The 22,061-nt window shown below is 70.9% G+C and carries 24 protein-coding genes; 12 read left to right on the top strand and 12 right to left on the bottom strand.

Going from position 1 to position 22,061, the window contains the following annotated elements:
* Positions 1-20: 20 nt before the first annotated feature.
* Positions 21-815, top strand: a complete 795-nt coding sequence (locus MT346_RS07150; RefSeq protein WP_243562112.1) for an SGNH/GDSL hydrolase family protein — start codon at positions 21-23, stop codon at positions 813-815.
* 12 nt (positions 816-827) lie between these two features.
* On the opposite strand, the gene MT346_RS07145 is transcribed toward MT346_RS07150, so the two are convergent.
* Positions 828-2,060, bottom strand: a complete 1,233-nt coding sequence (locus tag MT346_RS07145; protein ID WP_243562111.1) for a D-alanyl-D-alanine carboxypeptidase family protein — start codon at positions 2,058-2,060, stop codon at positions 828-830.
* Positions 2,061-2,177: 117 nt separating this feature from the next.
* Entirely contained in the window at positions 2,178-2,996 is an 819-nt protein-coding gene (locus MT346_RS07140; RefSeq protein ID WP_243562110.1) for an RNA methyltransferase, read from the bottom strand.
* Positions 2,997-3,080: 84 nt separating this feature from the next.
* Between MT346_RS07140 and MT346_RS07135 the strand changes: the two genes are divergently transcribed.
* On the top strand, positions 3,081-3,935 hold the full coding sequence (locus tag MT346_RS07135) for a Sir2 family NAD-dependent protein deacetylase (protein WP_243562109.1): 855 nt from the start codon (positions 3,081-3,083) through the stop codon (positions 3,933-3,935).
* Positions 3,936-3,942: 7 nt separating this feature from the next.
* A complete protein-coding gene (locus MT346_RS07130; protein ID WP_243562108.1) occupies positions 3,943-4,581 on the top strand; it encodes a histidine phosphatase family protein in 639 nt (212 codons plus the stop codon).
* Positions 4,582-4,638: 57 nt separating this feature from the next.
* On the opposite strand, the gene MT346_RS07125 is transcribed toward MT346_RS07130, so the two are convergent.
* A complete protein-coding gene (locus MT346_RS07125; protein WP_243562107.1) occupies positions 4,639-4,854 on the bottom strand; it encodes a hypothetical protein in 216 nt (71 codons plus the stop codon).
* A 235-nt stretch (positions 4,855-5,089) separates the two neighbouring features.
* Here MT346_RS07125 and MT346_RS07120 point away from each other — a divergent pair, with 235 nt between their 5' ends.
* Positions 5,090-5,848 (top strand): hypothetical protein, encoded by a 759-nt coding sequence (locus MT346_RS07120; RefSeq protein WP_243562106.1) that lies wholly within the window; start codon positions 5,090-5,092, stop codon positions 5,846-5,848.
* A gap of 9 nt (positions 5,849-5,857) precedes the next feature.
* On the opposite strand, the gene MT346_RS07115 is transcribed toward MT346_RS07120, so the two are convergent.
* Together MT346_RS07115 and MT346_RS07110 are read right to left on the bottom strand one after the other, a co-directional pair.
* Positions 5,858-6,925: a glycosyltransferase family 1 protein gene (locus tag MT346_RS07115; protein ID WP_243562137.1), complete on the bottom strand. Its 1,068-nt coding sequence runs from the start codon at positions 6,923-6,925 to the stop codon at positions 5,858-5,860.
* Positions 6,926-6,930: 5 nt separating this feature from the next.
* Entirely contained in the window at positions 6,931-7,893 is a 963-nt protein-coding gene (locus MT346_RS07110; RefSeq protein WP_243562105.1) for an alpha/beta fold hydrolase, read from the bottom strand.
* Between the two features lie 95 nt (positions 7,894-7,988).
* Here MT346_RS07110 and treS point away from each other — a divergent pair, with 95 nt between their 5' ends.
* Both treS and MT346_RS07100 read left to right on the top strand, forming a co-directional pair.
* Entirely contained in the window at positions 7,989-9,701 is a 1,713-nt protein-coding gene (gene treS / locus MT346_RS07105) for a maltose alpha-D-glucosyltransferase (RefSeq protein ID WP_243562104.1), read from the top strand.
* A gap of 128 nt (positions 9,702-9,829) precedes the next feature.
* Positions 9,830-10,576: a 3'-5' exonuclease gene (locus tag MT346_RS07100; RefSeq protein ID WP_374202513.1), complete on the top strand. Its 747-nt coding sequence runs from the start codon at positions 9,830-9,832 to the stop codon at positions 10,574-10,576.
* 244 nt (positions 10,577-10,820) lie between these two features.
* Here the strand turns inward: MT346_RS07100 and MT346_RS07095 are convergent, their stop codons facing one another.
* The 3 genes from MT346_RS07095 to glgA all read right to left on the bottom strand — a co-directional run bounded on the left by MT346_RS07095 (position 10,821) and on the right by glgA (position 13,287).
* Entirely contained in the window at positions 10,821-11,069 is a 249-nt protein-coding gene (locus MT346_RS07095; RefSeq protein ID WP_017887280.1) for a type B 50S ribosomal protein L31, read from the bottom strand.
* A 111-nt stretch (positions 11,070-11,180) separates the two neighbouring features.
* Positions 11,181-11,963, bottom strand: coding sequence for an ABC transporter ATP-binding protein (locus MT346_RS07090; RefSeq protein ID WP_243562103.1), 783 nt, complete (start codon positions 11,961-11,963; stop codon positions 11,181-11,183).
* 124 nt (positions 11,964-12,087) lie between these two features.
* Positions 12,088-13,287, bottom strand: coding sequence for a glycogen synthase (gene glgA / locus MT346_RS07085; RefSeq protein ID WP_243562102.1), 1,200 nt, complete (start codon positions 13,285-13,287; stop codon positions 12,088-12,090).
* A gap of 47 nt (positions 13,288-13,334) precedes the next feature.
* Here glgA and MT346_RS07080 point away from each other — a divergent pair, with 47 nt between their 5' ends.
* On the top strand, positions 13,335-14,576 hold the full coding sequence (locus tag MT346_RS07080) for a glucose-1-phosphate adenylyltransferase (RefSeq protein WP_243562101.1): 1,242 nt from the start codon (positions 13,335-13,337) through the stop codon (positions 14,574-14,576).
* Positions 14,577-14,726: 150 nt separating this feature from the next.
* Positions 14,727-15,365: a phosphoserine phosphatase SerB gene (gene serB, locus MT346_RS07075; protein WP_243562100.1), complete on the top strand. Its 639-nt coding sequence runs from the start codon at positions 14,727-14,729 to the stop codon at positions 15,363-15,365.
* A gap of 142 nt (positions 15,366-15,507) precedes the next feature.
* Here serB and fabG read toward each other — a convergent pair whose 3' ends face one another.
* Entirely contained in the window at positions 15,508-16,221 is a 714-nt protein-coding gene (gene fabG / locus MT346_RS07070; RefSeq protein WP_243562099.1) for a 3-oxoacyl-ACP reductase FabG, read from the bottom strand.
* Positions 16,222-16,406: 185 nt separating this feature from the next.
* On the opposite strand from fabG, the gene MT346_RS07065 reads away from it, so the two are divergent.
* From MT346_RS07065 to MT346_RS07055, 3 genes are read left to right on the top strand one after another with little or no spacing between them, the layout of a single operon-like run.
* Positions 16,407-16,871, top strand: coding sequence for a DUF3099 domain-containing protein (locus tag MT346_RS07065; protein WP_243562098.1), 465 nt, complete (start codon positions 16,407-16,409; stop codon positions 16,869-16,871).
* On the top strand, positions 16,871-17,179 hold the full coding sequence (locus MT346_RS07060) for a hypothetical protein (RefSeq protein ID WP_308221881.1): 309 nt from the start codon (positions 16,871-16,873) through the stop codon (positions 17,177-17,179). Before MT346_RS07065 ends, MT346_RS07060 begins: the two co-directional genes overlap by 1 nt.
* A complete protein-coding gene (locus MT346_RS07055) occupies positions 17,176-18,144 on the top strand; it encodes an SURF1 family protein (RefSeq protein ID WP_243562097.1) in 969 nt (322 codons plus the stop codon). The genes MT346_RS07060 and MT346_RS07055 overlap by 4 nt, the downstream gene beginning before the upstream one ends.
* Before the next feature lie 125 nt (positions 18,145-18,269).
* Here MT346_RS07055 and MT346_RS07050 read toward each other — a convergent pair whose 3' ends face one another.
* Positions 18,270-19,868, bottom strand: coding sequence for an ABC-F family ATP-binding cassette domain-containing protein (locus MT346_RS07050; RefSeq protein ID WP_243562096.1), 1,599 nt, complete (start codon positions 19,866-19,868; stop codon positions 18,270-18,272).
* Between the two features lie 117 nt (positions 19,869-19,985).
* Between MT346_RS07050 and MT346_RS07045 the strand changes: the two genes are divergently transcribed.
* Positions 19,986-20,585, top strand: a complete 600-nt coding sequence (locus MT346_RS07045; protein ID WP_243562095.1) for a biotin transporter BioY — start codon at positions 19,986-19,988, stop codon at positions 20,583-20,585.
* A 325-nt stretch (positions 20,586-20,910) separates the two neighbouring features.
* On the opposite strand, the gene MT346_RS07040 is transcribed toward MT346_RS07045, so the two are convergent.
* Positions 20,911-21,240 carry a metal-sulfur cluster assembly factor gene (locus tag MT346_RS07040; protein ID WP_243562094.1) on the bottom strand — a complete coding sequence of 110 codons (330 nt, stop codon included), beginning with the start codon at positions 21,238-21,240 and terminating at the stop codon, positions 20,911-20,913.
* Positions 21,240-22,013, bottom strand: a complete 774-nt coding sequence (gene sufC, locus MT346_RS07035) for a Fe-S cluster assembly ATPase SufC (RefSeq protein WP_243562093.1) — start codon at positions 22,011-22,013, stop codon at positions 21,240-21,242. The genes MT346_RS07040 and sufC overlap by 1 nt, the downstream gene beginning before the upstream one ends.
* Positions 22,014-22,061: the final 48 nt, after the last annotated feature.

The following is a 22,061-nucleotide window of genomic DNA, read 5'->3' as shown; positions in this document are numbered from 1 at the left end:
ACGAGACTACGTTCGGCAGGGTGTCAGATCGTCATCCGTGGTCCAGGTACGTCGCGATCGGTGACTCGTTCACCGAGGGGCTCGGGGACCCCGACCCCACCGCACCGGGCGGGAACCGCGGGTGGGCCGACCGGGTCGCGGCGTTCCTGGCGAGCCGGACCGACGACTTCTCGTACGCCAACCTGGCCGTCCGCGGTCGGCTGCTGCAGCAGATCATCGACGAGCAGGTCGCGGACGCGCTCGCGCTCCACCCTGACCTGATCACGGTGTCCGCCGGCGGGAACGACATCATCCGCCCCGGCTCCGATCCAGACGAGGTGGCCGCTCGCTTCGACCGGATGATGGCCGACCTGCGTCGCGACGGCGCCGACGTCGTGCTGTTCACCGGCCCGGACGTCGGCATGACCCCGGTGCTCGGGATGGTGCGTGGCAAGGCGGCGATCTACAACGAGCACCTGCACGCCATCGCGCTGAAGCACGGCGCGATGGTCGCCGACATGTGGGCGATCCGCGGCCTGCGGGACCCGAGGATGTGGGCTCCGGACCGGTTGCACCACTCCCCCGTGGGCCACGCCACGATCGCCGCGGCCGTGCTGGACACGCTCGGCGTCGACCACGAACTCGCCCCGTCGACGCCGGAGCCCCTGGCGCCCCGACCCTGGCGCGAAGCCCGTGCCGAGGACCTCGGCTGGGCGCGGGAGTACCTGGTTCCCTGGGTTGTCCGGCGGATCAAGCACACCTCGTCCGGCGACGGCATCACCGCCAAGCGTCCGGAGCTCGAACGGATCAGCGCGCCGGTCCACGAGGGGCCGTAGCTCGGGGCGTGTTCAGGCGCCCTGGAACGGGTTCGTCCAGCGCCACCAGATGCCCGGGTCCGGGATCGCCTGCTCGAGCACCAGCGGCACCGACACCGGTGCGTGGTCGGTGATCGTGAAGCGGACCCGTCCGACCTTCTCGCCCTTCGTCCCGAGCGTCACCGAGTCGAGCTGCGCCTTCGCCCGAACGGTGGTCGCGCCCCAGACCAGGACCTCGGACGCCGTCGCGCTGACCGCGTCGGTCTCGTCCTTCCAGGGGGTGGAGAACGTGCCGAAGGACTGCCCCGCGTGCGTCAGCGTGACGACGTGGAAGTTGTCGGCGACCGAGTGCAGCAGGCGCTGGACGTCGGCATCGAGCGCATCGTGGTCCACCCCGCCGAGCATCGCCCCGATCACGGTGACCGTCCGCCCGCCGCGCTCGTAGGTCGCCGCGAACAGCAGGCACGCGCCGGCTTCGTCGAGGGTCCCGGTCTTGATGCCCTCGACTCCGTCCATGCCGAGCAGTTTGTTCGAGTTCTGGATGTCCCCGACGTTCGGCACCGTCACGCTCTTGGTGCCCACCACGTCCTTCACGACGGGGTTCGCGAGTGCCAGCTGACCGAGGTCGACCAGGTCCGTCGCCGTCGACGTGTTGCCGGCATCCAGGCCGGTCGGTTCGTGGATCGTGGTGTCGTCGAGCCCGTGCGCGGTCAGCCACGTCGACGCTTCCTTCTGGTAGGCGTCGATCGACCCGAAGGCCCAGATCGCGAGCGAGCCGGCGTAGTTGTTCGCCGACTTCATGAGCATGACCTGCAGCGTCTGGTACTCCGACAGCCGCAGGCCCGCCGGCATCGGGGCGACCTCGCCGTTCTGTGCCAGGTACGTGGCGTACAGCCCCTGCATCTCCGGGGTGAACGCGATCGTCGGCCCCGCCTGGCCCCTCGACAGGGGCTTGGCGTCGAGCACCACGAGCGCCGTGACGACCTTGGAGATGCTCGCGATGGACCGCGGCTTCGTGTCGCCACTGGTCCGCAGGCTCTCGGGGAAGTCGGGCGCCTCGACCGCGGTGGCACCGTACGACGGGAACGACAGCGACGGCAGCGTCGCCGTGGGAGCCGCGTAGGCGGTGGTGCTGGCGCTCGCCGGCGCGAACGGCACGAGCGCAGCGGCGACCAGGTACCCGACCGCCAGCAGCAGGACCGCGACGACCGCGATGGTCACCGGCCGGCGGACGGCGGAGCGGGGACGGCGGACGACTCGTGACACGACAACCGAGCGTACCGGGGGGTGGTACCGGTGATCTGGGGAACCGCCGGGCTGTGGAGAAGCCAGCCAGGGCCTCCAGGCCGTGGACGGGACGGTGCGGTGCGGTGCGGGAGCGCTCTACGTCCGCGCGCGCTGGGCGGCGGCGACCGCCCACAGCCCGACGGCGCTCGCCGCGGCCACGTTGAGCGAGTCGACCCCGTGGTGCATCGGGATCCGGACCGTCGTGTCCGCGGCGGCGACGGCCGCCGGCGTCAGGCCCTGCCCCTCCGTGCCCATCACCAACGCGACCTTGCCGGGGACGTCGGCGACGAAGGCGTCCAGGTCGACCGAGCGGTCCGTCAGCGCCATCGCGGCCAGGTGGAACCCCGCGGCGCGGAGTTCCTCGCCCGCTGCCGGCCAGTCCCCGATGCGGGTCCACGGGACCTGCAGCACCGTGCCCATGCTGACCCGGACACTCCGTCGGTACAGCGGGTCGGCGCAGCGCGGGCTGACCAGGACCGCGTCCGCTCCCAGTCCCGCGACGCTGCGGAAGACGGCCCCGACGTTCGTGTGGTCGACGATGTCCTCGAGCACCACCACGAGCCGCGCGTCGTGGAGCACCTCGGCGACGCTCGGCAGCGCCGGACGCTCCATCGACGCGATCGCGCCACGGTGCATCCGGAAACCGGTGAGCTCCTCGAGCAGCGCGTCGGGACCGACGAACACGGGGCCGTCGTGGTCGGCGACCAGCGGCAGCACGTCGTCGAGCCACTTCTCCTGCACCAGGACGCTGCGCGGGACGTGGCCGGCACGGAGTGCGCGCTCGATCACGGTGCTCGACTCGGCGATGTACAGGCCGCCCTCGGGTTCGGTGACCCGCCGCAGCGCGACGTCGGTGAGTCGCTGGAAGTCGTCGAGACGGGGGTCGTCGAGGGTGTCGATGCGGACGGTGTGCACGGTCGGCTCGGTTCCTGGTCGGGCCCCGCCGGGTGGTGCGGGAAGGGGCGGGGACGGTCGGCTGTTGAGGGTACCGTGGACGTGATGGCGACGAGCGACGCGACGAGCGGTGCGACCGAGACGGCTGACGACCTCGACCGGGTCGCCGACCTGCTGGCGGGCAAGCGCATCGCCGTGCTCTCCGGAGCCGGACTCAGCACCGACTCCGGCATCCCCGACTACCGGGGCGAAGGCCGCGTCGTCCGCAAGCCGATGACGTTCCAGGAGTTCCGCTCCGACCCCGCCAAGCGGCAGCGCTACTGGGCCGGATCGCACCTGGGGTACCGCACCTTCGCGGCTGCCACGCCGAACGCCGGACACCGGGTGCTCGCCGACCTCGAACGCGCGGGCATCGTCACCGGGGTCATCACGCAGAACGTCGACGGGCTGCACCTGCGGGCCGGGTCGCGCCGCGTGGTCGAGATCCACGGGTCGACCGACCGGGCACTGTGCCTGACGTGCGGGCAGGTGTTCGCGCGGTCCGACCTCGCCACGACCCTCGACGCGCTGAACCCGTGGATCGACGAACCCGGCTCGGTCGTGCTGCAGCCCGACGGCGACGTCGAGATCACCGAGGTCGAGCGGTTCGTGGTGCCCGACTGCACGGTGTGTGGCGGTGTGCTCAAGCCCGACGTGGTGTTCTTCGGCGAGTTCGTCCCCACCGAGAAGTTCGCCGAGTCGGTGTCGATCGTGGCCGATGCCGACGCACTGCTGGTCGTGGGGTCCTCGCTCACCGTGAACTCGGGCGTGCGGCTGGTCGACCACGCTGCCCGCCGCAAGCACCCCGTCGTGATCGTGAACCGCGGTGCCACGCGCAGCGACCGGCGGGCCGCGGTCAAGATCGACGCCGGCACCACCGAGACCCTGCAGGCGCTGGCCGCTCGGCTCGTTCTGCCATGATCGACGCGTGACGACCCACCTGTACCTCGTCCGGCACGGCGAGACCGACTGGAACAAGCAGCGCCGCATCCAGGGCTCGACGGACATCCCGCTCAACGACACCGGGCGCGCGCAGGCCGCCGAGACGGCGACGCTGCTGACCCGGCGGTCGTTCGACGCGGTCGTGGCCTCGCCGTTGGCGCGGGCTGCGGAGACCGGGTCGATCATCGCCGCCCGGCTGGGACTGCCCGAACCGGACACGTACCCGGGGCTCGCCGAGCGCTCGTACGGTGACGCCGAGGGCCTGACCGACGACGAGGTCCTGGCGCGGTACCCGGACGACGTCATCCCCGGGCGGGAGTCCCGCACCGACCTGCTGGCACGCGTCACCGAGACGCTCGGCGAGATCGCGGTGCGGTTCGACGGCGGGGTCGTCGTCGTGGCGACCCACGGCGCCGTCATCCGCAGCGTCGTCAACGCGGCAGCCCCCGGCACCGCCGACCGCACCCGCACGCCGATCCGCAACGGCTCGGTGCACTCGTTCCGCTGGGACCCGGAGCGCTTCCACGCCGAACTGGTCGAGTTCGACGACCCGATCGAGGATGTCTCCGACGCCCCGGGGAAGTACGCGTTCGACTACCAGAACCCGCTCGAGCGCCGCAGCTGACGCGCTGACCGGGCCGACGGTGCTGACCGGGCTGACCGGGCTGAACGGGCTGGTGGGTCAGGACGGTCCGCCGGGGAACCCCGTGCCGCCGTCCGGCCGCGAACCCTGCGCCCGGGCTGTGCGGGCGGCGTGCCCGTCCTCGGTGGTCCGTGGGGCGAGCGGGTCGTCGAGGTGTCGGAGCCGCTTCGCCCGACGTGATGCCGACAGCGCCACCGCCAGGGCGACCACGATGACGAGCACGAACACGATCGCGATGGTCGACCACACCAGCATGACGAACCCCCTCTTCCCACGGGCGCCCTGACGACGCCGAGCGCAACTGCACGCCACGGGCGCCCCGATGACGCCACGGGCAGCCTATCGAGGCCCGTCCGCGACGGCAGCGAGGGTGCCCGAGGTCGTTGCCGGATCGTTGTCGCGAGCAGCGGGACCGGCGGTGACCAGCGGACTACGATCCTGTGGACCGGCATCCAGGACCCCGAACCGGATGCCGCGCCGAGGGGGCGTGATGAGCACAGACCGACCCGGTGGGCAGGACGACCGCCGCGACTGGCGCACCCACGAGGACGAGGACGACGACCTGGGGCGCGCCTTCGGCCCCGACACCGCATCCGTACCGGTCCGCACGACCCCGCAGCGCGTCCGCTCCTGGTCGCTGCTGCTGGCCGGCGTCGTGGTGGTCGGCATCGTCATCGTCGTGGCGCTCAGCATGATCGTGGGCAGCGTGCAGGACGGCGTCGGTGGGGTGTTCCCCCGCCCGCAGGCGGCGCTCGACCGGTTCGTCACCCAGGCTCGCTCCATCGAGTACGTCACCGCGGCCACCGGCGACGACCCGACGAAGACCTCGTTCGCCAGCTACGACGTCACGGCCAGGGTCAGCGCGGACGCGACCATCGGTCCGGATGCGAAGACCCTGCTCTTCGACCAGCTCAGTGCGGCGGCCGGGGCGACGACCGGCAACGGCGTCACCGTCTGGGCCGTCGTCGACCTCGGTACCGCCGACGTCGGTGTGTCGCCCTCGCGCGAACGCACCGAGCAACGTCTGGCCGTCGCACGCACCCTGGCGAGCACCGCGGGCGTCCAGCAGGTCAGCTGCGTGTGGGCGGCGCACGACGCCGGGCGATCCGACGACCCTGCCGACCAGCGGGTCACGGTCGAGACCGCTCCGACCGGCGTCGACGTCGAAGCCGTCCGGACGCAGGTCACCGACGCGGTGCACCGCGTGTTCCCCGCCGCCACCATCGAGGTCAGCGCGGCGAAGGGCTGAGCAGCCGCATCAGCGCGTCCGGTGCTCGACCGCGCGCTCGACGGCCCGCAGCACCCGCTCGGCCGAGTCGGCCCAGCGGAACCGGGCCGCCTGCTGTACCGACGCCGCCGAGGCGGACGCCCACCGGGCCTCCAGTCGGCGCACCGCGGCGGCGACCGCCGACGGCGACGACGGGTCGAAGTACTCGGCGACGTCCCCACCGATCTCGCGGAAGATCGGGACGTCGCTGACGGCCACCGGCGTGCCGACGCCCATCGACTCGACCAACGGGATGCCGAAGCCCTCGTCGTACGACGCGGTCACCAGGGCCGTCGCTGACCGCAGCGTGTCGAGGTACTCCTGATCCGACGCGCCGTCGTGGAACACGATCGCGCCCGGTGCCAGTGCGTCCAGGCGCGCCCGGTCGGCGTCCGACACGCGCGACATGCAGTGCAGCCGCCAGTCCGCTCCGAGCAGCGGCAGGGCCGCCGCGAGCGTCTCGACGTTCTTGTACGGCATGAACGACCCCATGTACACGAGCGACCGCTCGCGGGGACCGTCGGGCGCGCGCACCGGGGCCGGGTCGGCAGCGTTGTACGCCACGGTGACCGGTCGCCTGGTCAGCCGGTGCTGGGCGATCAGCCCCGCCGTCGTCTCGGAGACCGTGACGACGCCGTCCGCGCCGTCGAGCAGCAGCCGCTGCGGCCACCACGACAGGTGGAACGCCCGCCACCCCAGGCGGATCGGCCACGAGAACTCCCGTGGGGGCGTGCGGTTGCGGTAGTAGATCAGGTCGTGGAGCGTCAGCACGAGGGCGTAGCGGCGTCCGCGGGACCCCATCGTCTGCATCGGCGAGAACACCGCGTCCAGCCCCAGCCGGTTGACGTGCCGTGCCACCAGGGGCTCCCCCGGCGCGGTCGGCGACGGCAGCAGCTCCCACGGCAGGTGCGCGGGCAGGGACTCCAGCTGCCGTTCGTCGTCGACCAGCAGCACCACGTCGTGCCGGTCCGGCAGGTGCGCCACGACCCCGGCGGTGAACCGGCTGATGCCGTCGTGGCGCCCGATCCGCACGTACCGGCAGTCGATCCCGATCCGCAGGCGGGTCACGATCCCTCGCCCTGGCTCGGCTTCGTCCTGGAGGCCCGGCCCGGCTTGGCAGCGCGCGGTGCCTTCCGCACGGGGTCGGCCATCCGGCGCAGGGTCGCCTGGGCGGCGGCGGCGGGCGTCTCGTAGTGCACCAGGTGCCCGACGTCCGGCACGACGACGAGCTCGGCATCGTGCAGCCGGGCCGCCAGCGCCCGCTGTTCCGGCAGCGCGGTGATGTCGTCGCGCTCGGCCGCGATCAGCAGCACTGGGACGCGGATCCGGTCGGCGTACTCGGAGACGTCGTGGGTGACCGACGTGCGGAAGGCCTCGAGCACGCTCGTGCGGTTCGCGAACGACGAGAAGTACCGGTCGTGCTGGTCGTGCACCCAGCGGCGCATCGACGGGTCGTGCGACTTGAGCATCGCGACGCTCATCGCCCGCACGATCCCCCGGTTCCGCAGGATCCCCAGGCCGACGGGCCGCGGCAGTGCGGCACCGGCGCGGTAGTAGGCGATCGCGATGCCGGTGCCGACCGCGCGTGGGCCCTGCAGCGCGGGTGCCGCGATGGGGTTCACCAGGACGAGCAGCCGTGTGTCCAGCCCGGCGGCGACGGCGGCCGCGGTGACGATCGAGCCGAACGAGTGGCCGAGCACCACGGCGGCGCGGTCGAGGCCGAGCACCCGGTGGAAGCCCCGGAGCCACCCGACGTAGCCGTCGATGTCGGACACCGGCAGCGGGTCGGACACGCCGAACCCGGGCAGGTCCGGAACGATCACCCGCACACCCGTCAGGTGCGCCGCGATCGACTCGAGCCCGTGGTGGTCACCGCGGAACCCGTGCACGGCCAGGACGGTCTGCGTGGCGTGTCGTGGGCCGTACTCCCAGAAGTGCGTGGTGCGGCCGTCGACCTCGACGGCGCGGTGCACGACGGGTGTCGCGGCCATCAACGACGAGTACGGGGACAGGACCGGCGGTTGCATCGGCGCCAGTCTACGGAACGCTCTCGGCAGCAGCCGCCTATCGTGTCCGGAGCGGGTCGGTTCCGACGGTCCGTGACCTTCGACGAGGAGCACGGTTGACCTTCACAGCCCCGATCCAGCTGCCCGGACTCACCCTCGACCCGCAGTGGTACAAGCGCTCGGTGTTCTACGAGTGCATGATCCGCTCGTTCGTCGACTCGAACGGCGACGGCATCGGTGACATCCAGGGCGTGATCGGCAAGCTCGACTACCTGCAGTGGCTCGGCGTCGACGCGCTGTGGCTCCCGCCGTTCTTCCGGTCGCCGATGCGCGACGGCGGGTACGACATCTCGGACTACCGGGCGATCCTGCCCGAGTTCGGCACCCTCGACGACTTCCGCGAACTCGTCACGAAGTCGCACGAGCGCAACATGCGCATCGTGATCGACATGGTGATCAACCACACGTCGGACCAGCACGAGTGGTTCAAGCAGTCCCGCGAGGACCCGGACGGTCCCTACGGCGACTTCTACGTCTGGCGCGACACCGACGAGGACTACGCGAACATCCGCGTGATCTTCGTCGACACCGAGGAGTCGAACTGGACCTTCGACCCGGTGCGGCGGCAGTTCTTCTTCCACCGGTTCTTCTCGCACCAACCCGACCTGAACTTCGAGAACCCCGCCGTCGTCGAGGCGATCTACGACGTCGTGCGGCACTGGCTCGACCTGGGCGTGGACGGGCTGCGGCTCGACGCCATCCCGTACCTGTTCGAGTCGGAGGAGGGCAACGGCGAGGGCGAACCGGAGACCCACGAGTTCATCAAGAAGCTCCGGTTCATGGTCGACGACGAGTACCCCGGTCGGGTGCTGCTCGCCGAGGCGAACCAGTGGCCCCGCGAGACGGCGGCGTTCTTCGGCACCGACGACGAGCCCGAGTGCCACATGGCGTTCGACTTCCCGGTGATGCCCCGCATCTTCTACTCGCTCCGGGCGCAGCACGCGTCCGAGCTCAAGGCGATCCTGTCCGAGACGCTCGACGTGCCCGCGTCGGCCGCGTGGGGCGTGTTCCTCCGCAACCACGACGAGCTCACGCTCGAGATGGTCAGCGAGGAGTACCGCCAGGCGATGTACGGCTGGTACGGGTACGACCCGCGGATGCGCTCGAACATCGGCATCCGTCGACGCCTGGCACCACTGCTCGACAACTCCCGCGCCGAACTCGAGCTGATCCACGCGCTGCTGTTCTCGCTGCCCGGTTCGCCGTTCCTGTACTACGGCGACGAGATCGGGATGGGCGACAACATCTGGCTGCCGGACCGCGACTCCTCGCGCACGCCCATGCAGTGGACGCCGGACCGCAACGCCGGGTTCTCCACCGCCGACCCGGGCAAGCTCTACCTGCCCGTCGTGCAGTCGCTCGTGTACAACTACGCGCAGGTCAACGTCGAGGCGCAGCTCGCACAGTCGCGGTCCCTGCTGCACTGGGTCCGCAACGTGATCCACGTGCGCAAGGCCCACCCGGTGTTCGGTCTGGGGACGCTGGCGGTGCAGGACACCGACAACGAGAGCGTGCTGGCCTTCGTCCGCTCGTGGGAGGGCTCGGGCACGCAGTTCGGCCCGTCCGCCGAGGACGTGCTGTGCGTGTTCTCGTTCACGGTCAACCCGACCACGACGACGATCACGGCGCCGCAGTACGCCGGCCGGCCGCTGTACGACCTGTTCGGCGGCAGCTCGTTCCCCTCGTTCGACGACGAGGGCACGGTCACGCTGACGCTGGGCACGCAGTCGTTCTACTGGCTGCACGTCGGCGCCGCGCCGAACGCGTAGCGCTCTCGCCCCACTCGTTCACCTGGCTGCACGTCGGCGCCGCGCCCAACGCGTGACGCACCGCTCGCGGGTCGCGTGACAGGCGGGTCGCGCGGGGCGTGTCGGTGTGTCCGGCTAGCCTGACCTGCGTGACGTTCCCCACCGCGCAGCTCGACTTGCCCGCCCCGGCGCAGGACCTCTCGACCCGGCCCTGGTGGCACGCGCTCGGGGTGTTCGACCTCGAAACGACCGGCATCGACGTCGAGACGGCCCGCATCGTCACCGCGCACGTGGGCCTGATCGACATGACCGGGCGCAGCATCGTCGAGGGCTCGTGGCTCGCCGACCCCGGGGTCCCGATCCCCGAGCAGGCCTCGGCCGTGCACGGCATCAGCACCGAGCGCGCCCAGGCCGAGGGGCGTCCCGCCGCCGAGGTCGTCGCCGAGATCGTGGCCGCCGTCGAAGCCGTGTTCGCCCGCGGCATCCCGCTGGTCATCTACAACGCCCCGTACGACCTGACCCTGCTCGACCGCGAAGCCAAGCGGCACGGCATCGCCTCGCCCGTGATCGGCAACGTCGTCGACCCGCTCGTGATCGACAAGGCGCTCGACACCTACCGCAAGGGCAAGCGCACGCTCGAGGCAGCGGCCGAGCTGTACGGCGTCGACCTGTCCGACGCGCACGATGCCGGCGCCGACGCCATCGCGGCCGGACGGGTCGCACAGGCCATCGCGGCGAAGTTCCCCGACGACCTGACCATCTCCGCCGAAGAGCTCCACCGCAAGCAGGTGGCCTGGTGCGCCGACCAGGCAGCATCGTTCCAGCAGTACATGCGGGCCAAGCGCGACCCGGCCTTCACCGCCGACACCCGCTGGCCGCACCGCAACGGCGACTGAGCGCCCGGCGCCGTCCCCCCGCTGCCCAGTCCCCCGTCGGCCGTTCGCCGACTCCCGCGCCGCGTCGCACCCCCGCACGAACATCGCGCCCCGTTCCCACGGGGCGCGATGTGCTTCAGGGGGTGCGATTCGGGATCAGCACGGGCCCCACCACGTCGCGCACGCACGACACACGCAGGCACGGCACACGCAGAACGGGCGGCCCTCCCGCAGGAGGACCGCCCGTTCGCGCGTGTGGGACTGCTTACTTGGAGAAGCCCTTGAAGCGCTGGTTGAACTTCTCGACGCGACCGGCCGAGTCGAGGATGCGCTGCTTGCCCGTGTAGAACGGGTGCGACGCGGACGAGATCTCGACGTCGATGACCGGGTAGGTCGCACCGTCGAGCTCGATGGTCTTGTCGCTGTTCGCGGTCGAACGCGTCAGGAACGTCTCACCGGAGGCCAGGTCGCGGAAGACGATGGCGCGGTACTCGGGGTGGGTGTCGGTCTTCATGAGATTCCTCGGTGTGGATTTCGTGGTGAGAGAGAGGCGGATGCCCCGGAAGTCTGCGGCTCACGCCAGCCGTCCACGTTACCAGACAGCGGGCACGATGTGGAGCAGGAGTCAGGCTGCGCGCGCCGTGAAGCGCCCGGACTCCTTCGTGACGGTCAGGTCGATGCCGAACGCCGTCGTCAGGGTCTCGGCGGTCAGGACCTGGTCGATCGGACCGGCGGCCTGCACGTGCCCGTCCGCCAGGACCAGCGCGTGCGTGAAGCCCTCGGGGATCTCCTCGACGTGGTGGGTCACGATGACGATCGCGGGCGAGTCCGAGCTCTGCGCGTAGCCGCCCAGGGTCCGCACGAGGCTCTCACGCGCGCCGAGGTCGAGCGACGCGGCCGGCTCGTCGAGGAACAGCACCTCGGGGTCGGTCATCACCGCACGCGCGATCTGCACGCGCTTCTGCTCGCCGTCGCTCAGCTCGCCGAACGTGCGGTCGGTGAAGGCACCCAGGCCCCACTCCTCGAGCACGCGCTGCGCACGACGGACGTCGAGCTCCTCGTACTCCTCGTTCCAGCGCCCCGTGACCGAGTACGCGGCGGTCAGGACCACGTCGATGACCTTCTCGGTCACCGGGATGCGACGGGCCAGCGCGGTCGAGGCGAAGCCGATGCGCGGTCGCAGTTCGAACAGGTCGGCTCCCCCGAGCTCGGTGCCCAGGACCTCGACGTCACCCGAGGTCGGGAAGCTCTGCGCCCCGGCCACCTGCAGCAGCGTGGTCTTGCCGGCGCCGTTCGCACCGAGCACGACCCACCGCTCGTCGTCCTGCACCTCCCACGAGATCCCGTCGAGGATGGTGGCCCCGTTCCGGACCACGGACACGTCTGACAAGCGCACAACCGAGGGCATGCCCCAACCCTACGCGAGCGCGGCTGCCCGCACGGCGCACACGCCGGAACCTGACGGGAGGCCCGGGTGACGTCCGTCGCGGACGTCACCCGAGCCTCCTGTCAGGACCGGGACGGTGGCCGGCTCAGCGAGCCGCCAGGACCTGGTCGTAGACCGCACGGGTGCGTGTCGCGATCGCCGCCCACGTGAACTCGGTCTCCACGCGCAGGCGCCCGGCGCGGCCCATGAGCTTGGCGAGCCCCAGGTCGGACAGCACCTCGTTCAGGGTGGCGGCCAGGTCGGCGACGTACCGGTCGGGGTCGGTCGGGGTGCCCGTGCCGTCCGTGGCCTGGTCGATCGGGACGATGCGGCCGGTCAGGCCGTCGGCGACGACCTCGGGGATGCCACCGGTCCGCGTGCCGACGACGGGGATGCCGCAGGCCATGGCCTCGAGGTTGACGATGCCGAGTGGCTCGTAGATCGACGGGCACACGAAGACGGTGCCGGCCGTCAGGACCTTGACGATCTCGTCGTGGGCGAGCATCCGGTCGATCCACACCACCCCGTCACCGCGCTGCCGGCGGAGGTCCTCGACCAGGCCGGTGACCTCGGCCAGGATCTCGGGGGTGTCCGGCGCGCCGGCGCACAGCACGATCTGGACCTCGGGCGGCAACGACGCCACCGCGCGGAGCAGGTAGGGCAGCCCCTTCTGGCGGGTGATGCGGCCGACGAAGACGACACTCGGACGCTCCGGGTCGATGCCGAGGGCACGGACGGCGTCGTGGTCGACGACGGGCTTCCACGCGTCGACGTCGATGCCGTTGTAGACGACGTGGACCTTGGCGGGGTCGATCGACGGGTACGACCGCAGGATGTCGGCGCGCATGGCCTTCGACACTGCGACGACCGCGTCGGCCTGCTCGAAGGACTCGCGCTCCATCCAGCTGGACAGGCGGTAGCCCCCACCGAGCTGCTCGGCCTTCCACGGGCGGAGCGGCTCCAGCGAGTGCGCGGTGACCACGTGTGGGATGCCGTGCGTCAGCTGCGCCAGCCGGCCGGCGGCGTTGGCGTACCAGGTGTGCGAGTGCACGAGGTCGGCGCCCTCGACGTCGGCCGCCATCTGGACGTCGGTGCCGAGCGCCTGCAGGGCCCCGTTCGCCTGCTCGAGGCCGGCCGGCGTGCGGTACGCCCAGACACCCTCTTCGTCGCGGAACGCACCGAAGGCACGGACGCGCACCTCGGTGTCGGTCCCGGACCGCAGGGCCGAGGTCAGCTCGGCCACGTGGACACCCGCACCGCCGTAGACCTCCGGCGGATACTCCCTGGTCAGTAGATCGACTCGCACGGACTCAAGGTAACGGGTTCACACTCCGGACGCCTACTGTGAACCACATGGCACCAAAGAAGGTCTTCGGCATCGTCCTCGCGGGTGGCGAGGGCAAAAGGCTCATGCCGCTCACTGCCGACCGCGCGAAGCCCGCTGTCCCGTTCGGCGGGAACTTCCGACTGGTCGACTTCGCCCTCTCCAACCTGGTCAACTCCGGGCTGCAGAAGATCGTCGTCCTGACGCAGTACAAGTCCCACAGCCTCGACCGCCACGTCGCAGAGACGTGGCGCATGGAGGGGCTGCTCGGCTCGTACGTCGCGTCGGTCCCGGCGCAGCAGCGACTGGGCAAGCGCTGGTTCGCCGGGTCGGCCGACGCGATCCTGCAGTCGCTCAACCTGCTCCGCGACGAACGGCCCGACATCGTCGTCGTGGTCGGCGCGGACCACGTCTACCGCATGGACTTCTCGCAGATGGTCGAGGCGCACATCGCGTCGGGCCGGAACGCCACCGTCGCGGCCATCCGGCAGCCGATCGGCCTGGCCGACCAGTTCGGCGTGATCCAGGTCGCCGCGGACGACGCCACCAAGATCGACGCGTTCCTCGAGAAGCCCAAGGACGCCGTCGGCCTGGCGGACTCCCCCGGCGAGATCCTGGCGTCGATGGGCAACTACGTCTTCAACGCCGACGCGCTGGTCGACGCCGTGCTGCGCGACGGGCAGATCGAGACGAGCGACCACGACATGGGCGGCGACATCGTGCCCGACTTCGTCGCCCGCGGTGATGCCGGCGTGTACGACCTGCAGCGCAACGAGGTCCCCGGGTCGAACGACCGCGACAAGTACTACTGGCGCGACGTGGGGACGATCGACTCGTTCTACGACGCGCACATGGACCTGATCGCCCCCGTGCCGGTGTTCAACCTGTACAACACCGACTGGCCGATCTTCAACCAGCAGACGAACCTGCCGCCGGCGAAGTTCGTGCGCGACGGCAACGGCAACACGGGCGCCACGATCGACTCGATCGTGTCGCTCGGCTGCCTGATGTCCGGCGCGCAGCTGGAACGCAGCGTCATCGGTCCCTGGTGCACCGTCGACTCGGGCGCCAAGGTGCTCGACTCGATCGTGTTCGAACGGGCCACCATCGGCGCCGGGTCGATCGTCAACCGGGCCATCCTCGACAAGGACGTGGTGCTCGCACCGGGCGCCCAGGTCGGCGTCGACCGCGAAGCCGACGAGGCCCGTGGCTTCACCGTCACCGAGTCGGGGATCACCGTCGTCGGCAAGGGCGTCCGCGTCGAGGCGTAGCCCGACCGGGCCGGGACTCCACCCACGGGTCGGCAAGGGCGTCCGCGTCGAGGCGTAGCCCGACCGGACCGATCTGTAGGTCAGCGGCACCCGGGCTCCGGCCCGGGTGCCGCTTCGTCATCTGGTGTGCAGCACCGCTACCGTGGTGGCGTGCCGCGCTTCCTCGTCGTCCTCGATGCCGACTCCACCCTGCTCGAGGACGAGGTCATCGAGCTGCTCGCCGAGGGTGCCGGGACCCGGCCACAGGTCCAGGCGATCACGGAGCGCGCCATGCGCGGCGAGATCGACTTCGCCGACAGCCTGCGGGAGCGTGTCGCGACCCTGGCGGGCCTCCAGGCCGACGTCGTCGACCGCGCCCAGCGGGCGGTCCGCGTGACGCACGGGGCCGACGAGCTCGTCCGCGGCGTGCACGCCGCCGGCGGCACCGTGGGTGTGGTGTCGGGCGGGTTCCACGAGGTGCTCGACCCGTTCGCCGCCCGGCTGGGCCTGGACCACTGCCGGGCCAACCGGCTCGAGGTCGTCGACGGCACCCTGACCGGACACGTGCTCGGTGGCGTCGTCGACGCCGCGGCGAAGGCCGAGACGCTGCTCGCGTGGGCGGCGTCGGACGGCGTGCCGGTGTCGCGGACCGTGGCCGTCGGTGACGGGGCCAACGACCTGGCGATGATGGGGGTGGCCGCACTGTCCGTGGCCTTCGACGCCAAGCCGCGCGTGCGGCAGGAGGCGGACGTCGTGGTCGTCGACCGCGACCTGTCCGCCGTGCTGGCGACGCTCGGCCTGCGCGGCTGACGGTCGCGGCTGCCCGCGCACGCTGCGCCCTGGGGCGCCGAGTCTCGGCCCCGCGGACATCCTGCGCCCGGTGAACGCCGCAGAGTGTCCGCCCGGCCGAGTCTCGGCGGGCGCCGCCCGCGCGGCCGCCGCGCGATCGGCGCTAGTGGCCCATGCCCAGGCCACCGTCGACCGGGATGACCGCACCGGAGACGTAGCCAGCGCCGTCACTCGCCAGGAACAGCGTGGCGTCGGCGACGTCGTCGACGGTGCCGTACCGGGCCGCGGGGATCTGCTTCTTGAACTCGGCCTGCAGTTCCTCCGGCAGGGCAGCGGTCATGTCCGTCTGGATGAACCCCGGCGCCACGACGTTCGCCGTGATCCCGCGCGACCCGAGCTCGCGGGTGATCGAGCGGGCCATGCCGACCAGGGCGGCCTTCGACGAGGCGTAGTTGACCTGGCCGACCTGACCGTAGGCGCCGACGACACTGGACATCAGCACGATGCGCCCGAACTTCGCCTTCATCATGCCCTTGGTCGCGCGCTTGACCACACGGAACGTCCCCGTCAGGTTCGTGTCGATGACGCTCGTGAAGTCCTCTTCCGACATGCGGAGCAGCAGTCCGTCGTTCGTGATGCCGGCGTTGGCGACCAGGACCTCGATCGGGCCGAGCTCCTGCTCCACCCGGGTGAAGGCGGCGTCGACCGAAGCCGTGTCGGTGATGTCGGCCTGCACGGTGAGGGCACCCTCGGGGCCGCCGTCACCGCTGCGCGAAGTGACCGCCACCCGGTGGCCGGCGGCGACGAACCGAGCAGCGAGGGCATGGCCGATGCCACGGTTGCCGCCGGTGACGAGGACGGTACGGGGGGTGGTCATGATCGCTCCGTTCGCTGGGGGCGCGGGGGTTCCCGCGCGGGCGCGCCGGAGTGCACTCCGCCCGACACGCCCGCACGAGCCTACCCGGGCCGACGTGGACCACACGATGCGGGCAAGTGTCGGTGGACGGGCTTAGGGTTGGTCGTGGGCAGACGGAGATCGAACGCATGAAGACGACGCAACGCATGACAGGACCCCTGGGGTCGGCGCGCGGCATCAAGTCGGCACGACGCACGACCCAGAGCATCACGGCATTGCCGGACAACCCGCAGCGGGACCGGAAGCACCGGCTCTCGCGGTACATCTGGCAGATGGCGGTCCGCGTGATCCTGTTCGTCGGCGCAGTCCTGATCTACACGGTGTGGCACAGCCCGCTGCTGGCGATCATCCCCATCGTCCTGGCCGGGGTCATCCCGTGGATCGCGGTCGTCATCGCGAACGCCGGCAGCCACACCGAGTCCGACTACGTCGCACCCGCGGGTGCCGTCGTCCGGGCCGCCGACTACGACCCCCGCCTGCGCGAAGCCCAGGAAGACGCGCGCGCCCAGGCCTACCGCGACGAACAGGAGCGGTTGCGGCAGAACGCCCAGCACGCGCAGGAAGAATGGCAGCGCACCGGTGACCGTTCCCGGGTCTGGGGACACCGCTGATGGGTGCCACGTTCGACCTGATCACCGAGGCCGGGTCGACGCCCGTCTGCTCACGCGCCGGCTGCACGAACCCCGCTGCGTGGCGCATCAACTGGCGCAACCCCCGCATCCACGCGATCGACCGGGTCAAGATCTGGTCCGCGTGCGACGACCACCGCGACTTCCTGGCCGACTACCTGCGCTCGCGGACGTTCCCGGTGCGCGTGACCGGCCTCGACGAGGACGTCGAACGGCTCGACGACGTCAAGCAGCAGGACACCCCGAAGAACGACGTCGGTGAACGGGCTCGCGCCGCGAACGACCGATGAACGAGTTCGACCCGCGCAGTCGCTACGGCCGACGGCACGCCGAGCGCATCCGGCGCGCGGCTGCCGAGGAGCGCCGAACCGACGACACTGCCGCCCGTGATCCCGATGAACCCTTCGTCGGCTGGGGCTTCGTCCGCAGCCGCCGGTGGTTCGGCTACCTGGCCATCGCGGTCGGCTTCGCGATCCTCTGCACCCTGTTCGGCATGTGGCAGTGGGACCGTCGCAACGAAGCCGTGCGCGAGAACCAGCAGATCGCCGCGAACTACGACCACACGCCGGTGCCGGTGCGGGACGCCCTCCCCCGGGCCGGCAGCTGGCAGGACGACCAGACCTGGCTGCGCGTCGAGGTCACGGGTCGGTACGACACCGACGACCAGTTGCTGGTGCGCAATCGTGTGCACAACGGCCAGCCCGGCTTCGAGGTCCTGACCCCCCTGGTCACCGCCGACGGCCGGGCCTTCGTCGTCGACCGCGGCTGGGTGCCGACGGGCAACCGGCAGGACGCCCCGGACAGCGTGCCCGCACCGCCGTCCGGACAGGTCACGGTCGTGGCGCGCCTGCAGCAGAGCGAACCGCGCATCCCCGGACGCACCGACCCGGCCCACACCGACCAGGTGCAGTCCGTCACGCTGACCGATGTGGCGAAGAAGATCGACGCCCCCATCTGGACGGGGGCCTACGGCCAGCTCGCGTCCGAGTCCCCCGCGCCCGCCGATGCCCGACCGCTCGGCTGGGACCGTCCGAGCGCCGACACCGGGCTGCACCTGAGCTACTTCATCCAGTGGTTCATGTTCGCGGCCGGCGGGTTCGGGTTCCTGGCGTACCTGATGGTGCAGGAGTACCGGAACCTCAACCAGGACGACCCCGAAGAACGCGAGCGTGCGCTCGAGCGGCAGCGCCGCAAGGACGCCAAGCCGAAGACGGACGCCGACGTCGAGGACGAGCTGCTCGAATCGCGCGGCTGACGTCCGACGCGGCTGACGCCCGACGCAGCCACCGATCGGACGGGAGGCCCGTGGCGGCGCCGCCACGGGCCTCCCGTTCGTCGTCTGGTACTGACCAGACCCGACCAGAACGGACCGGGTCGGCGCTACGCCAGCTCGATGAGCTCGGCGTAGTCCTTGTTCCAGTGGTCCTCGGTGCCGTCGGGCAGCAGCAGGACCCGTTCCGGGTTCAGGGCCTCGACCGCGCCGGTGTCGTGCGACACCAGGACGACGGCCCCCTCGAAGCCGGCCAGCGCGTTCAGGATCTCCTCGCGTGACGCCGGGTCCAGGTTGTTCGTCGGTTCGTCGAGCAGCAGCACGTTGGCGCCGGACACGACGATCATCGCGAGCGACAGACGCGTCTTCTCGCCGCCCGAAAGCACCCCGGCCTTCTTGTAGCCGTCGTCACCGGTGAACAGGAACGACCCGAGCACCCGACGTGCCTCGGTCTCGTTGAGGTCGGTCGACGCCGACACCATGTTCTCGATCACCGTGCGGTTGATGTCGATGTTCTCGTGCTCCTGCGCGTAGTAGCCGATGCGCAGGCCGTGCCCGGGCAGGATCTCCCCCGTGTCCGGTGCGTCCGCGCCGGCCAGGATGCGCAGCAGCGTGGTCTTGCCGGCACCGTTGAAGCCCAGGATGACCACGCGGGAACCACGGTCGATGGCCAGGTCGACACCGGCGAAGATCTCGAGCGAGCCGTACGACTTCGAGAGCCCCTCGGCCATCAACGGCGTGCGGCCGCACGGGGCCGGCGTGGGGAAGCGGATCTTCGCGACCCGGTCGGCCACCCGCTCGTCCTCGAGGCCCGCGAGCAGCTTGTCGGCGCGGGCGACCATCTGGTGCGCCGCAGCGGCCTTCGACGCCTTGGCACCGAAGCGCGCGGCCTGGTCCTTCAGCGTGGCGGCCTTCTTCTCGGCGCCGGCGCGCTCCTTGCGGCGGCGCTCCTCGTCGGCGACGCGCTGCCGCTGGTACAGCTTCCAGCCCATGTTGTAGATGTCGATGGTCTGGCGGTTGGCATCGAGGTAGAAGACCCGGTTGACGACCTCGTCGACGAGTTCGACGTCGTGGGAGATCACGATGACTCCGCCGGGGTAGGTCTTCAGGTGCTCACGCAGCCACACGACACTGTCGGCGTCGAGGTGGTTGGTCGGCTCGTCCAGGATCATCGTCTCGGCGTCCGAGAACAGGATGCGGGCGAGCTCGATGCGGCGACGCTGACCACCGGAGAGCGTCTTGAGCTGCTGGTCGAGGATGCGGTCCGGCAGCTTGAGGTTCGACGCGATGGACGCCGCCTCGGCCTCGGCCGCGTAGCCGCCCAGCGCGTTGAACTGGTCGTCGAGCCGCGAGTACCGGCGCATGGCCTTGTCGGCGACGGCTGGGTCGTCGCTGGCCATGTCGAGCGTCGCCTGGCGGATGCCCTCGACCAGCTCGCCGAGCCCACGGGCGTCGAGGATGCGCTTGCGGGCGGTGTCCTCGGGGTTGCCCGAGCGCGGGTCCTGCGGCAGGTAGCCGATCTCACCGGTGCGGTCGATCTTGCCGTCGGTCGGGGGCTGCTCGCCCGCCAGCGCCTTGGTCATCGTGGTCTTCCCGGCGCCGTTCCGGCCGACCAGACCGATCTTGTCGCCCTTCTCCACTCGGAAGGACACGTGCTCCATCAGGAGGCGAGCCCCGACGCGGATCTCGAGGTCGTGCACGGCAAGCACAGTGGAAGTCCAATCAGTTGGTGGTTGTGCACAACGGTGTGTGCGGGAGGTGCACCGCTACGCTGACGGGACCGGCTGTCCCAGAACAGGGACCAGCAGTCCATTCTAGGAGAATCCATGACGAACGCCACCGGGTTCGCTCCCCGCGCAGTCCTCGCCGACCGTCTCCGCACCCAGGGGGCGGTCACGAACGTCGCCCTGGTCGCGGGCGGCGCACTGTTCACCGCCGCCATGGCCCAGGTCGAGATCCCGATGTGGCCGGTGCCGATCACCGGTCAGACCCTGGCCGTCGTGCTCGTCGGCGCCACCCTCGGTGCCCGTCGCGGCATCCTCTCGATGCTCGTCTACGCGGTCGCCGGACTGGCGGGTGCACCGCTCTTCGCCGACATGCAAGGCGGCCTGCACGCCCTGACGCTGCCGAGCTTCGGCTACGTCATCGGCTTCGTGCCGGCCGCGGGCGTCATCGGGTGGCTCGCGCGACGCAACTGGGACCGCAAGGTCGGCCGCGCTGCCGTGGCCTTCACGTTCGCCAGCGCGATCCCGTTCGCCACGGGTCTGCCCTGGCTGGCCGTCGCCCTCGGTGCGCTCGGCCTGCCGAACGACCTGCAGTCGGTGCTGGCCGCCGGCCTGTACCCGTTCATCGTGGGCGGCCTGGTGAAGGCGCTCATCGCCGCGGGCATCGTCCCCCTGGTGTGGAAGGCCGTCGGCCGCCGCTGACGCCCGTACGTCCGACGAGGGCCCCGCACCGGTCGGTGCGGGGCCCTCGTGTGTCGTGGGCGCCTCGTCGGACAGCGTGACCGGTCGCAGAACGTCGGTGCGCGGCCCGTCGCCGCCGGCCGACTGGCCGCAACACCCCGTCCGCTCCACGCCGAGTGGTCGCGAACCGTCGGTGCGCGGGCCGCACACCGACGGTTCGTGACCACTCGGCGGACGTGAGCGGTGCGTCGTGGCCAGTCAGCGGGCAGCGAGGCGGGCACACGACGAACGGGAGGCGGGGGGGGCCCCGGGGCCCCCCCGCCTCCCGTTCGTGGGTGGGTCGCGACTAGATCGAGAAGCCGAGCGCGCGCATCATCTCGCGTCCGTCGTCGGTGATCCGCTCGGGGCCCCACGGCGGCATCCACACCCAGTTGATGCGGAAGGCGTCGACGATGCCGTCGAGCGCGTTGGCGGTGTCACCCTCGATGACGTCGGTCAGGGGGCAGCCGGCGCTCGTCAGCGTCATGCTGATGATGAGCGCCGTGGCCTCGTCGTCCCAGGCCAGGTCGTAGATCAGGCCGAGGTCGACGATGTTCACGCCGAGCTCCGGGTCCTGCACCTCTTTCAGGCCCTCGACGACCTCGTCGAACTTGTCCGGTGCCAGTGCGGTGATCATCAGTTGCCCGCCGCAGCGGCCTCGGCCTGCACGTAGCGGTCGTAGCCCTCGTTCTCAAGACGGTCGGCGAGCTCGGGGCCGCCCTGCTCGGCGATCTTGCCCGCGACGAACACGTGCACGAAGTCGGGCGTGATGTACCGCAGGATGCGCGTGTAGTGCGTGATGAGCAGCACGCCCAGCCCGGTGGCGGCCTTGGCACGGTTGACGCCCTCGGAGACGATCTTCAGCGCGTCGACGTCGAGGCCGGAGTCGGTCTCGTCCAGGACGGCGAACTTCGGCTTGAGGAGCTCGAGCTGCATGATCTCGTGGCGCTTCTTCTCGCCGCCGGAGAAGCCCTCGTTGACGTTGCGCTCGGCGAACGACGCGTCCATCTTGAGGTCGGCCATCGACGTGCGGAGGTCCTTGATCCACCCACGCAGGGCCGGCGCTTCGCCGTCGATCGCGGTCTTGGCGGTGCGCAGGAAGTTCGACACGGTCACGCCGGGGATCTCGACCGGGTACTGCATGGCGAGGAACATGCCGGCACGGGCACGCTCGTCGACGCTCATGTCGAGGACGTTCTGCCCGTCGAGGGTGATCGAGCCGCCGACCACGTGGTAGCGGGGGTGTCCGGCGATCGTGTACGCCAGGGTCGACTTGCCGGAGCCGTTCGGGCCCATGATCGCGTGGATCTCGCCCTCGTTGATGGTCAGGTCGACGCCCTTGAGGATCTCCTTGACACCCTGGTCGGTGTCGATGGAGACCTGCAGGCCGCGGATTTCGAGAGTGGACATTGCGTTCCTTCGGTTGCAGCTGGTGTGTGCGGCGTCAGCCGCGGGAGG

This window comes from Curtobacterium sp. VKM Ac-2922 (assembly GCF_022815645.1).
Taxonomy (GTDB): domain Bacteria; phylum Actinomycetota; class Actinomycetes; order Actinomycetales; family Microbacteriaceae; genus Curtobacterium.
This window is presented reverse-complemented; position numbering and strand designations above follow the sequence as displayed.